Here is a 13,810-nt window from a genome sequence, read left to right as displayed (position 1 = left end):
TCCAGCAACTTTACTTTAAATGCCAAATATCCCGATTATATTCTTCGATTGTTCGATCACTTGAGAAGAATCCGGCTTTAGCAATATTGATCAGGACTTTTTTCTTCCAGACATTTCGATTTTCATAACAAGCCAGTAATGATTCTTTGACGGTGAAATATGAATTCACATCCAAAAGGGTCATAAACCAATCTGCATGGATCAAATTATTTTTTAAAGAAGATAGCATTTTTTCATCACCAAGAGCTAAAAGTTCTGGAGAAGTAATGAAATCAATACAATCATGAATGATAGCATTATTTTGATAATAGTCCATGGCATGATAACCTTCTGTTTCGTATAAATGAATCACTTCATCAGAAGATTTTCCGAATGTGTAGATATTTTCATCACCAACCAATTGGCGAATTTCTACATTGGCACCATCATTTGTTCCTAAAGTAATAGCTCCATTCAGCATGAATTTCATATTTCCGGTACCGGATGCTTCCTTTGAAGCAAGAGAAATTTGTTCGGAAATGTCACAGGCTGGAACAACCATTTCAGATTTCGCCACGTTATAGTTGTTTAACATAACCACTTTTAAATGTTGGTTGACAACCGGGTCGTGTTGAATTAGATCTTGTAGACAAATGATCAGATGAATGATGTTTTTAGCCATGTCATAAGCAGGAGCTGCTTTAGCTCCAAAGATAACGGTGATTGGTCTTTTCGGAAATTGTCCTGCTTTGATTTGTAAATATTTATGGATAATCCATAAGGCATTTAGCTGTTGACGTTTGTATTCATGTAGACGTTTGACTTGGATGTCAAAGATGGAATTTGGATCGACCTCAATTCCTTCCTGTTCTTTAATTTGTTGAGCAAGGAATGTTTTATTTTTATACTTAATTTCATCCAGTTGATTTAGTACATGCTCATCTTCGCTGAATGCCAATAATTTCTCCAGTTGATTTGCGTTTTTATGCCATGAATTCCCAATTAAACGATCAATTAAATTCGCTAAATCAGGATTACAATGCATGATCCAGCGACGGAAAGTAATGCCATTGGTTTTATTGTTAAATTTATTAGGGTAAATCGTATAGAAAGCCTTTAATTCCTGATTTTTTAGAATTTCTGTATGAAGGGCGGCAACACCGTTAATGGAGGAACTGTAGTGCATATCAATACGAGCCATATGGACACGGTTTTGTTCATCGATGATTGCTAAATCAGGCTGGCCATGAAATGCAGTATGAATGGAATGGTTTAGATCATGGATGATTGGAATCAATTGTGGCACCACTTCTTGTAAATAGTCTAAAGGCCATTTTTCTAATGCTTCTGCTAAAATGGTGTGATTTGTATAGGCACAAGTATTGGTTACAATGGACACGGCTTTTTCAAATGGGATTCCTTCTTGAATAAGCAAGCGAATCAATTCCGGAATGATCATGGAAGGGTGAGTATCATTAATTTGAATGGATACGTGTTTATCTAAATCATCTAAACAGTGTCCTTTTTCTTTTTCTTCTTGAATGATCAATTGAGCAGCATTGCTTACCATAAAATACTGCTGATAGATGCGTAGTAATTGTCCATCTTTATTTCGATCATCTGGATATAGAAATAGGGTAAGATTCCTAGCGATATCTGTTTTATCAAATTCTATACCATCATGAACAATCGATTCATCAATTGTATCTAGATCAAATAAATGCAATGTGTTTTTTTGACCATTATAACCAACGATATCCACATCATACATATGTGAAACATAAGTTTTTCCTGCTAACTCAATAGGAAAATGAACATCTGTTGGATGGAGAATGGTATTATCTTGTAACCATTCATCAGCCACTTCAAATTGTTTTCTGTCTTTGAATTCTTGATGAAATAACCCTAAATGATAATTCAATCCGATACCATCTCCTTGTAGGTTGAGTGTCGCAATAGAATCCAAGAAGCAGGCGGCTAGTCGTCCAAGTCCGCCATTACCAAGAGATGGTTCTTTTTCAATTTGCTCGATTTGTTTGAGGCTTTTATTGTTTTTAGTTAACACTTGATCTAACTCATGGTACAAGCCAAGATTAATTAAATTTTTACCCAATTGTTTGCCGATTAAAAATTCAGCACTGATGTAATATAATTTTTTTTCACCCTTGATGAAAGGCAATTCGAGTTTCTTTTGATTCACAATTTGTGTGATAGCATAAAATAATTCGGTATTTGATGCTTCTTTAATGGATTTGTTTAGTCGAGAATTTAAAAGTGTTTCTAGTTCCATACTTACTCCTTCATACAGACAATTCAAAAGTTAAAATAGATATGGAAAGACAAACTGTAAGGAATGTTATACAGTCTACGGGAAATCTTTATATTTATTTACTTTTTGTCTGTGGAATATAAATTCCACTGCTTATTTTAGCGAAAAACAATCAAGCAAGTAAAGCGTATCAGGCAAATTGAACTAAATAATAGGGCACTAAATATGGAATAAAAAATAATTTTATAAAATTGCTCAAAAACAATTGACGAATGATAGCGTTTTCAATAATATATAAGTATACCGTAATCGTTAACGGGAACGGTTACAGAATGAATAATGAAGCGGGAGGGAAAATATGAAACGCTTATTCAAAGCAGGTATTACAGCATTGATGGCTACCACGATGCTTGTAGGATGTGGGACACCATCCTCTAAAAGTTCAAATGAAAAACCAAAAGGTAAAGTGTATTACTTAAACTTCAAGCCGGAAGCAGATGCACAATGGCAAGAATTAGCTAAGTTGTATACGAAGAAAACAGGTGTTCCTGTAACAGTATTGACAGCTGCATCTGGTCAATATGAACCAACCTTAAAAGCGGAAATGGCTAAAAAAGATGCGCCAACTTTATTCCAGGTAAACGGCCCTGTAGGATTAGCCGGTTGGAAAGACTATTGTTATGATTTATCAGGATCGGGTGTTGTCGGACAATTAACTTCAGAAGATTTTGCTTTGAAGGATGGTAAGCAAACATTGGGTGTGGCTTATGCTTTGGAAACATATGGTTTAATTTATAATAAGAAACTATTAGCTAAAGCAGGATACAAACCAGAAGATATTAAATCATTTAATGATTTGAAGAGGGTTGTTGAAGATATTACAGCTCGCAAGAAATCTTTAGGTTTCTCAGCATTTACCTCTTCCGGTATGGAAGGTTCCTCAGATTGGCGTTTCAAAACGCATTTAGCGAACTTGCCAATTTACTATGAATATAAGGCAGATGGGATTACCACCACTAAGGCTATTAAAGGAACTTATTTAGATAATTACAAGAAGATTTGGGACTTATATATCAATAACTCTACCGTTGCTCCTAGTCAATTATCGGTTAAAAAGGGTGATGATGCGGTTGCTGAATTTGTGAAGGGCTCGGCTGTTTTCTATCAAAATGGTACATGGGCATATAATGACATTGCGGCAGTCGGTGATGAAAACTTAGGAATGTTACCAATTTATACTGGTGTTCAAGGGGAAGAAAAGCAAGGTTTATGTACAGGTACAGAAAACTATTGGAGTGTGAATAAGAAGGCAAGTAAAGAAGATATTCAAGCTACATTGGATTTCATGAATTGGTGTGTTACTTCTGAAGAAGGCATTAAGGCCTTGTGTGGTGGAGAAGGTGCTATGCCTAGCGGTGAAGCCGGTATGGGACTTGTGACTCCTTTCAAGAAGAACTTGAAATCTAAGAATTATTTGGCAACGATTGCAGAAGAATATGTTAAAAAGGGATTGACTCCTGTTTCATGGAATTTTACAACAATGCCTTCTGAAGCATGGAAGAATGGTGTTGGTTCTGCATTGACAACCTATGCAGCAAAACAAACCGATGCCAATTGGGCAGCCGTTAAGAAAGCATTTGTAGATGGCTGGGCTGCTGAAGCAAAAGCTACCAAAAAATAAATACAAAATGATTAGTGCTTGGCAGCAGGCGAGTTTACAGGCTTGCTGCCAATATATTTTTAGAGGTGAGATATGGAAAAAAACATAAAAAAATATTGGCCTTTATTTGTGGTTCCGACAATAGCTGCTTTCGCAATTGGATTTCTAATTCCGTTTTTGTTGGGAATCTATTTATCATTCTGTGAGTTTAGAACAGTAACGGACAGTCAATTCGTTGGATTGAGCAATTATATAAAAGCCCTTTCTGATACTATATTTCAGCACTCCTTTTTTTACACAGCTGCGTTTGCTTTTGTGACAGTGATTGTGATTAATGTTGCAGCATTTGCATTAGCCATGGCACTGACAAAGAAGTTGAGAGGCACGAATTTATTCCGTACCATTTTCTTTATGCCAAATTTGATAGGAGGCATTGTTTTAGGGTATATTTGGCAACTGATTTTTTCGGGTATTTTATCCCAATTCAATACAGCCTTAAATTTAAATGCAAGGATAGGCTTTGTTGGATTGGTTATTCTAGTTTGTTGGCAACAAATTGGGTACATGATGATTATTTATATTGCCGGATTGCAATCCATTCCTCAAGAAGTGATGGAAGCGGTGGAAATCGATGGGGCAAGTGCTTGGGATAAGTTGATTCATGTGACTTTACCAATGATGATGCCTTCTATTACCATTTGTACTTTTTTATCAGTCACAAATGGATTTAAATTATTCGATCAAAACTTGGCTTTAACAGCCGGAGAACCGGCTAAAATGTCGGAAATGATGGCTTTGAATATTTATAATACATTTTATGGCCGTGTTGGTTGGGAAGGTGTCGGTCAAGCTAAAGCGGTTCTATTCTTTATCATGGTTGTGGGCATCGGTTTGATTCAATTACGAGCAACTAGAGAAAAGGAGGTTCAACAATAATATGGCAAATGAAAAGAAAAATCATGTTGGACTGGGTGCGATTTTATCAGTGTTGTCCATCAGTTGGATTTTACCTATATTGATTGTTTTAGTTAATTCTTTTAAAAATAAAATTTGGATCAATGATGAGCCTTTTAAACTTCCAAATGCAGAAACATTTAGTGGCTTCTTAAATTATGTTATGGCCATGAAGAAATATGGATTTTTAGAAGCGGTAGGATGGACTGTATTTATTACGGTGGTTAGTGTTATTTTGATTCTTGTTTGTACGTCTATGTGTGCATGGTATGTGACAAGAGTTAAGAATAGAGTGACAAAATTGATTTATTTGTTGTGTATTTTCTCAATGGTTGTTCCATTTCAAATGGTTATGTTTACATTAAGCTTAGTGGCCAATCGTCTTGGCTTAGTAACGCCTTGGGGAATCGTGATTATTTATTTGGGATTTGGTGCCGGGTTAGCTGTATTTATGTTCTGCGGCTTTGTTAAGTCAATTCCGATTGAAATTGAAGAAGCTGCCATGATTGATGGTTGTTCCCCCGTTCAAACGTTCTTTTTAGTGGTGCTTCCTATTATGAAGCCTACTTATATTTCAGTGGGGATTTTAGAGACGATGTGGATTTGGAATGACTTCCTGTTACCATATCTTGTATTGGATGTTAAGAAATACAAGACGATCTCTATTGTGATTCAGTATATGAAAGGTAGTTATGGCCGTGTGGATATGGGAGCCATTATGGCTGCCCTGGTTATGGCGGTGATTCCTGTGATTGTGTTTTATTTGAGTTGCCAAAAGTATATTATAAAAGGCGTTGCCGCAGGGGCGGTGAAAGGATAAAGATATACCATGAGTAAGGCATTAACAATCAAAGATATTGCAAAACTATCGGGATTTAGTACAGGTACTGTTTCTCGTGTATTAAATAATCATCCGGATTTAAGCCCGGAAACAAAAGAAAAAATAGAGAAAATTATTGAAGATCATAATTACCAACCGAATGTTAATGCAAAGCAATTAAAAAAAACAATAAGTTCGAATATCGTTATTATTGTGAAAGGATATGGAAATATTTTATTTGCGGATTTACTGGAGCAAGTGCAAGGGAATTTATCGAAAAAAAGAGAAGAGGCCTCAGTTATTTTTATTGATGAAAATCAGAATGAAGTGATGAGGGCATATCAAATGTTGTTAGAAAAAAAACCAAAGGGATTTATATTCTTGGGAGGAAACTTAGAAAACTTTAGAGCTGACTTTAAAAGAATTTCGGTTCCATGTGTTTTATTAACTAGTGATGCCAGTGAACTTTCTTTTGATAATTTATCTAGTTTTACGACGAATGATGTCAGTGGAGCAGCAAGTGCTATACAATATTTATTGGAAAACAATCACCGAAGGATTGGCATTGTGGGTGGTACAGAGGATTCTCAAATTACTCAGAATCGGGTGAAAAGTTGTATTGGTGTATTGAAGAGTCATCGCATACGATTCGAGGATGATTATTATGAAGATAGTCGATTTTCAATGGAAGGTGGTTATGCCAGCACTATTAAGTTATTAAAAAGACATTCTGATATTTCAGCTATATTTGCTGTATCAGATACCATTGCAGTTGGTGCCATTGCAGCCATTCGGGATAGTGGTAAAAGAGTTCCGGAGGATATTTCTATCATAGGATTTGATGGTATTTGTGTTGGGCATTTTATCTATCCAAGGCTGGCGACTATTCATCAGGATACACAAGAACTTGCAAAACGAGGGGTGGACGATTTACTTTTACGAATTGCCTATCACGGTTATGGGATTCATGAAGAAATACCATATCAATTGATAAAGGGTGCAAGTATAAAAAAGATATAAATTTAGTGGGAGATTTGATCATGAAACGAAGCGCAGGAGTATTATTGCCGATTGCTTCTTTACCATCAGATTATGGTATCGGAACAATGGGAGAACAAGCTCGTAAATTCATAAAGTTTTTAAAGAAAGCTAAACAAACGTATTGGCAAATTTTACCAATTGGACCTACGGGATATGGAGACTCTCCTTATCAATCTTTTTCGACATTTGCCGGTAATCCCTACTTTATTGACTTGGATGATTTAAAAAAAGAGGGCTTATTGAAGACAAATGAATACGCTTCTATCAACTGGGGAAAGAGAAAAAATAGAATTGATTACGAAGCTATTTATCAGAACCGCTTTAAGGTTTTAAGAAAAGCATGTAACCGTATATCGCAAAAGAAATTGAATGAATTTAATCAATTTGTGATGGATGAAGCTTATTGGTTAGAGGACTACGCATTGTACATGGCTACTAAAGAATCGCTTGGCGGAATCGCCTTGCAAGAGTGGCCAAAAAATATTCGTACACGGGATGATTCAACTATACAAGCACTACGGATAGATTTGAAAGAAGAAGTGCTATTTTGGAAAAAAATTCAATTTTTATTCTACGATCAATGGCGTAAACTGAAAAATTATGCGCAGGATCATGGGATTTATATTATTGGAGATTTACCGATTTATGTTTCTGGTGATAGTGCAGATGTATGGTGTCATCCGAAGTTGTTTCAGCTCAATAAAGAATATGTTCCTATAGAAGTGGCAGGTTGCCCACCTGATGGTTTTTCGGTCGATGGACAATTATGGGGAAATCCTTTGTTTGATTGGGAATATCTGAAGAAAAACAAGTATGAATGGTGGATTTTAAGAGTGAAACATCAATTGCGTTTTTATGATATTTTACGCATCGATCATTTCCGCGGCTTTTCTTCCTACTATGCAATTCCATTTGGAAATTCAACGGCTTCAGATGGTAGATGGTGTAAAGGCCCCGGATATGACTTATTTAAAGCTATAAAAGAAAAGTTGGGGGATGTTTCTATTATGGCGGAAGACTTAGGCTTTTTAAGTGAAGATGTTCATGAGTTATTAAATCAAACGGGATATCCTGGAATGAAGGTATTACAATTTGCTTTTGATTCACGAGAAACAAACTCGGTGTATTTACCACATACGTACAACTATAATTGTGTTGTATATGCCGGTACGCATGATAATGACACGATTCAAGGGTGGTTGAAAACAGCTAACAAACAGGATGTAAAACGGGCAAAGGAATACTTCCACTTAACAAAAGAAGAAGGATATCATTGGGGTGTGATACGAGCTCAATATGCCAGTGTCGCAAATCTGGCTATTACTCAGTTTCAAGACTTATTGGGTCTAGGTAGTAAAGCACGCATTAATATACCATCGACTCTTGGAAATAATTGGGTGTATCGGTGCAATAAAGAAGATTTCAGATCGGATTTGGCGATTCGATTGGGTCGATTAGCTGAAGTTTACGGACGTTATATTCACGGGGATGAAAGGAAATAAATGTATGTCAACAGTCACATTAAAAAACATTGTTAAAATTTATCCGAATCAGGATAAAAAAAGGAAAAACAATAATCTTAAAATAACTGAAGAGGGAGTATTAGCTGTCCAAGATTTTAATTTGGAGATTGCGGATAAAGAATTTGTGGTGTTGGTTGGTCCATCCGGTTGTGGTAAATCAACCACATTGCGTATGATTGCAGGACTTGAAGAAATTTCAAAGGGGCAGTTGGAAATTGATGGAAAGGTAGTGAATGATTTAGCTCCTAAGGATCGTGATATTGCGATGGTATTCCAAAATTATGCTCTGTATCCACATATGACGGTACGCCAAAATATCGGTTTTCCACTTAAGATGCAAAGGGTTGCAAAAGATGAAATTGATCGACGGGTCAATGAAGCAGCGGAAATCTTGGGTATTACAGAATATTTGGATCGTAAACCAAAGGCTTTATCTGGGGGTCAACGTCAGCGCGTGGCTATTGGACGTGCTATTGTCCGGGAGCCTAAAGTATTGCTTATGGACGAACCTTTATCTAACTTAGATGCAAAATTGCGTAATCAAATGAGAGCGGAAATCATTAAATTACGTCAGAGAATTAACACAACTTTCGTATATGTTACACACGATCAGACGGAAGCGATGACATTGGGTGATCGTATTGTCATTATGAAAGATGGCATTATTCAACAAATCGGAACGCCACAAGAGGTCTATCATTCTCCAGCTAATTTATTTGTGGCCGGATTCATCGGTGTTCCGCAAATGAACTATTTTGATGGCCATCTTAAATTAAATGAACAAGGTCAGTATAGTGTTGTGATTGGTGGTAAGGATATTGTATTATCTGATCAGAAACAAGCTAATTTAAGAGCAAATCATATAACCGACAAAGAAGTCGTTATCGGTATCAGACCGGAAAATATTCAATTGACAGATGATAAAAATGCTTTGCAAGCGAATATTGAAGTAAGTGAAATGATGGGTAGTTCAATCCATTTGCATGCGAATTTTGAGGGGAATGAAATGATTGTGATCATGCCTACAATGAATGCAAATGGATCTCATGATATGAAGATTGGTGATACGATGTATTTTGATTTTAGTAATAATGCTATCCATGTTTTTGATAAAGAAACAAAAATGAATTTAGAAGTAAAACAATAAATAAATGGTATAAGTGATAAAAAAGGTCTTTAGAGTCATTTGATTTTAAAGATCTTTTTAAATGTTGTTTCTATCTAAGAAAGTTGATGCATAAAAATAGTGATTCAGGGAAAGGAATATTTTAATGAACTGTTTGGTAAACCTATGTATAATAGGCATTAGGAGGATTTTATGAAGTTTAGTGAATTCAAATATGAACAACCGGATTTAAAACAAGCTCAACAATCCGTGAACGCTTGTATTGAGAAAATAAAAAACGCAAAGAGCTATGAAGAAGCACGGGAAGCTTTCATAGAATTTGATGATATTAACAAGCATCTTCAAACTCTAGCCATTATTTGTAACACACGTTTTACTATTAATACACAAGATGAGTATTATAAAACTCAAAATGATTTTTGGGATGAAAATAGTCCTTTAATGCAAGAAATGACTGTTTCTTTTGAACGGGAAGTACTAAAAAGTCCTTATTTAAAACAATTAGAAGAAGAGTTCAAAAAACCTTATTTCTTAATGGCGGAAAATAATTTGAAGACTTTCTCGAAAGAAGTGATGGATGATTTGGTTCAAGAAAATCAATTATCCAGTCAGTACGCCAGTTTAATTGCTTCGGCTCAAATTGAGTTTGAAGGAAAGAAGTATACTCTTGCTCAATTAACCCCAATGACTCAATCGGTGGATCGGTCTACTCGAAAAAAAGCTAGTGAAGCTTTTTGGAATTGGTTTCGTGAACATGAAGAAGAGTTTGATGATATTTTTGATAAAATGGTCAAGGTTCGTACAACGATTGCGAAGAAATTAGGATACGCCAGTTTTACAGAATTAGCGTATGTTCGTATGAATCGGTTGGATTATAATCAAGTAATGGTGGAAGGCTATCGAAAACAGATTCTTCATTCCGTTGTTCCATTCGTCCATCGGTTAGCTCTTGCTCAACAAAAGAGGTTGGGATTGGATCATATGTATTATTATGATTGGTCATTATCTTTTAAAGATGGGAATGCGAATCCGAAGGGTAGTGCCGAAGAAATTTTGGAAAAGGGAAGAGAAATGTACCATGAGTTATCTTCTGAAACGGCTGAATTCATTGACATGATGTTAGAAAATGAATTATTGGATGTTTTAGCAAAGCCGGGGAAGAGTGCTGGTGGTTATATGGAATTTATTCCAGAATATAAGGTTCCTTTCATTTTTTCGAATTTTAATGGAACGTTTGGAGATGTGGATGTGCTGACTCATGAAGCAGGACATGCTTTCCAAGGTTATCAATCCAGAAATATTGTTCCATTCAGTTTGGTAATGCCAACGTATGAGAGTTGTGAAATTCACTCTATGTCAATGGAATTTTTGACGTGGCCGTATATGGATAAATTCTTTGGTGATAAGGCAGATCGATATCGCTATAATCACTTATCTTCTGCCGTGAAATTTTTACCTTATGGGGTTTTGGTAGATCATTTTCAACACGAAGTGTATAACCATCCGGAAATGAGTAAGGAAGAAAGAAAAGCCTTATGGAAGAAATTGGATGAAATGTATCGACCAGATATGGACTATGAAGAAAATGATTTCTTAGCTAGAGGAGTCTGGTGGTATTGTCAAGGGCATATATTCCAATCACCTTTTTACTACATTGATTATACCTTGGCACAGGTTTGTGCTTTCCAATTCTGGAAACGTCAGTTCATTGATCACGATCCAAAAACATGGAAGGATTATTTAAAGATTTGTCAGGTAGGTGGTACACAAAGCTTCTTGGAAATTGTTGAAACGGGAGGACTGGTTTCACCATTTAAAGAAGGAACTTTGGATACTGTTATCAAAGCCATTGATGGTTACTTATCCAAGATTGATGATACAAAACTTTAATTTTAAATAAGGAAAAAGAGGGATTGAGATGATTCAATCCTTTTTTGGTGAGAAAGTAGAGGGAAGGAATTGACAGTGATAAAAATCGTGTTAAACTACTAATTAGCACATAAGCAGCAAGAGTGCTAAAGGAGGCTATTATGTTAAAACCATTGCGAGACTATGTTGTTTTAGAAAAAGTAAAAGAAGAAACGATGACGGCATCTGGAATTGTTTTGCAGACAAAAGAGGCTGGTGATGAACCGAGTCATGGTTTGGTGTTGGCAGTTGGTCCGGGTGTGACTGAAAACGGAAAACTAATTCCGATTGATTTAAAAAAGGGTCAACACGTTATTTATAAAAAATATAGTGGTACCGAAGTGAAAGATAAAAATGAAGATTACTTATTAATTAAGGCTGAAGATATTTTGGCCATTGTAGAATAGGAGGATTTTATGGCAAAGGAATTGAAATACGCAAAAGATGCACGTGATTTAATGGTAGAAGGAGTCAATCAATTGGCAGATGCTGTTAAGATTACTCTTGGTCCTAAAGGTAGAAATGTTGTGTTGGAGAAATCCTTTGGATCGCCAGTGATTACGAATGATGGAGTGACCATTGCCAAGGAAGTGGAATTAGAGGATAAGTTCCAAAACATGGGAGCTAAGTTAGTTTATGAAGCGGCGAATAATACTAATGAAGTGGCAGGAGATGGCACAACCACAGCTACGATTTTGACACAAGCCATGATCAATGCCGGTTTAAAGGCTGTAGATAAAGGAGCTAATCCGGTTTTGATGAGAGAAGGAATGGATAGAGCTGCTAAGGAAGTGGCGAAAGCTTTATTGAAAGCTTCCAAACAAGTGACCACCAATGAGGATATCAAGAATATTGCTACGATTTCTTCGGGAAGTGAAGAAGTAGGTGAAATTATTGCTCAAGCCATGTCTCAAGTAGGTAACGATGGGGTTATCAATGTGGATGAATCTCGCTCTTTTGAAACGGTATTAGAAATGACCGAAGGTATGCAATATGATAAGGGCTATGTTTCTCCATATATGGTTTCCGATCGTGATAAGATGGAAGTTTCTTTGGATAGTCCTTATATTTTAGTAACAGACCAAAAAATCAATACCATTCAAGAAATTCTTCCTTTATTAGAAGAAGTGGTGAAGGTAAATAAACCATTGGTGCTAATTGCGGAAGATTATGATAATGAAGTCATGAGTACTTTGATTATCAATAAGTTAAGAGGTACCTTCAATGTAGTAGCGACAAAAGCACCTGGTTTTGGAGATAATTCAAAGAATCAATTAGCTGATATTGCGGTGATGACAGGAGCGTCTTTCTGCTCTAAAGATCTAAATCAAAATCTATCTGATTTAACCTTAGCCGATCTTGGTTCAGCTAAAAAAGTAGTTGTATCCAAAGACAAAACAACAATTATTGATGGCTCTGGCGATTCAAAAGCAGTAAAGGCTCGAGTGTCTGAAATTAAGAAGACGATTGAAAATACAACATCGGATTATGATAAAAAGAAACTTCAGGAACGTTTAGGTAAATTAACTAATGGAGTTGCTTTGATTAAGGTTGGGGCAACTACCGAAACGGAATTGAAAGAAAAGAAATTAAGAATTGAAGACGCCTTAAATGCAACAAAAGCAGCTGTTGAAGAAGGCGTGGTTTCTGGTGGAGGATTAGCTTTAATCGAAGCTTACAAGGAAGTTAGGGGCCATCTTAAGGAAAATGTCGTGGATGTTCAACGTGGTGTGAATGTGGTTTTAGAGGCTTTAAAGACACCGATTTGTCAGATTGCAGAAAATGCCGGTTTTGATGGTAATGAAATTTTGGAGAAACAATTATCTGAAAAGAAGGGTATTGGTTTCAATGCGAAGAATGGTGAATGGGTAAACTTATATAAGACAGGAATTATTGATCCAACAAAGGTGACTCGTTCCGCCTTGCTTAATGCGGCTAGTATCTCCGGTTTGTTCTTGACAACAGAAGCGGCGATTGCTGAGTTGCCAAGTAAAGAATCTCCTTTACCACAAATGCCTCAATATTAAAAAATGATGGAAAAATGAAATAAACTGTTCTGTTACAAAAGGATAGTGATTTGAAGATGAATAAACACCTTCTATACAAGTAAGGTGATCTTAAAAGCTAGATGAATCATCTAACTTAAAGAGGTCAACTTGGAGAGAGATAGGAGGTGTTTTTCTATAGAAGAAAAGGAAGAAATAGAGTGGTCATGTTTATTTTTTCAGATTAAAATAGAAACAGTTAGATGTGTTTATGGATATCTTTCGATTGATTTTTAAAGTTTATTGGACTTTACAGATGTGGACTTAAAAAGAAAAATAGGCATAGCACTTAGCGGTATACTAAATAATGTGTTTTCCTCCATTTCCGGGTGATATATGCAAGTGGTGTGTATCTTAGAAAATCTATTAAAAGGGATCAGGATATTTTTTACTAATCTATCCCTTTATGGTGGACAACTAATGAAATGTTAAAAATGAATGTTTGTGATAGAACCTAGAGATAGAAAAAGTAAACTATATAGGCA

Annotated in this window: 10 protein-coding genes; 9 read left to right on the top strand and 1 reads right to left on the bottom strand. The window is 35.9% G+C overall.

All coding sequences use genetic code 11. The annotated features are described in order from the left end of the window. Window positions 1-10: 10 nt before the first annotated feature. Window positions 11-2,269, bottom strand: coding sequence for a glycogen/starch/alpha-glucan phosphorylase (locus tag HMPREF9013_RS03890; RefSeq protein WP_006627071.1), 2,259 nt, complete (start codon window positions 2,267-2,269; stop codon window positions 11-13). Between the two features lie 337 nt (window positions 2,270-2,606). Between HMPREF9013_RS03890 and HMPREF9013_RS03885 the strand changes: the two genes are divergently transcribed. The 9 genes from HMPREF9013_RS03885 to groL all read left to right on the top strand — a co-directional run bounded on the left by HMPREF9013_RS03885 (window position 2,607) and on the right by groL (window position 13,307). Next, on the top strand, window positions 2,607-3,929 hold the full coding sequence (locus tag HMPREF9013_RS03885) for an ABC transporter substrate-binding protein (RefSeq protein ID WP_006627070.1): 1,323 nt from the start codon (window positions 2,607-2,609) through the stop codon (window positions 3,927-3,929). 72 nt (window positions 3,930-4,001) lie between these two features. Further along, window positions 4,002-4,844 carry a carbohydrate ABC transporter permease gene (locus HMPREF9013_RS03880; RefSeq protein ID WP_006627069.1) on the top strand — a complete coding sequence of 281 codons (843 nt, stop codon included), beginning with the start codon at window positions 4,002-4,004 and terminating at the stop codon, window positions 4,842-4,844. A 1-nt stretch (window position 4,845) separates the two neighbouring features. Then, the gene (locus tag HMPREF9013_RS03875) at window positions 4,846-5,682 is read left to right on the top strand and encodes a carbohydrate ABC transporter permease (protein ID WP_006627068.1); all 837 of its coding nucleotides are present in this window, start codon (window positions 4,846-4,848) and stop codon (window positions 5,680-5,682) included. Window positions 5,683-5,691: 9 nt separating this feature from the next. Next, entirely contained in the window at window positions 5,692-6,702 is a 1,011-nt protein-coding gene (locus HMPREF9013_RS03870; RefSeq protein ID WP_006627067.1) for a LacI family DNA-binding transcriptional regulator, read from the top strand. A gap of 20 nt (window positions 6,703-6,722) precedes the next feature. Then, the gene (malQ, locus tag HMPREF9013_RS03865) at window positions 6,723-8,225 is read left to right on the top strand and encodes a 4-alpha-glucanotransferase (RefSeq protein WP_006627066.1); all 1,503 of its coding nucleotides are present in this window, start codon (window positions 6,723-6,725) and stop codon (window positions 8,223-8,225) included. Between the two features lie 4 nt (window positions 8,226-8,229). Beyond that, a complete protein-coding gene (locus HMPREF9013_RS03860; protein ID WP_006627065.1) occupies window positions 8,230-9,393 on the top strand; it encodes an ABC transporter ATP-binding protein in 1,164 nt (387 codons plus the stop codon). Between the two features lie 171 nt (window positions 9,394-9,564). Further along, entirely contained in the window at window positions 9,565-11,262 is a 1,698-nt protein-coding gene (locus HMPREF9013_RS03855; RefSeq protein ID WP_006627064.1) for a M3 family oligoendopeptidase, read from the top strand. 140 nt (window positions 11,263-11,402) lie between these two features. Beyond that, window positions 11,403-11,687, top strand: a complete 285-nt coding sequence (locus tag HMPREF9013_RS03850) for a co-chaperone GroES (RefSeq protein WP_040333477.1) — start codon at window positions 11,403-11,405, stop codon at window positions 11,685-11,687. 9 nt (window positions 11,688-11,696) lie between these two features. Further along, complete coding sequence (gene groL, locus HMPREF9013_RS03845) at window positions 11,697-13,307, top strand: chaperonin GroEL (protein WP_006627062.1); 1,611 nt, start codon at window positions 11,697-11,699, stop codon at window positions 13,305-13,307. The last annotated feature ends 503 nt before the right edge of the window (window positions 13,308-13,810 follow it).

The sequence above is a fragment of the Bulleidia extructa W1219 genome (assembly GCF_000177375.1).
In the GTDB taxonomy this organism is placed as follows: Bacteria; Bacillota_I; Bacilli_A; order Erysipelotrichales; family Erysipelotrichaceae; genus Bulleidia; species Bulleidia extructa.
Note: the sequence above shows the minus strand (reverse complement) of the source record. Positions and strands in the feature narration are given on the sequence as shown.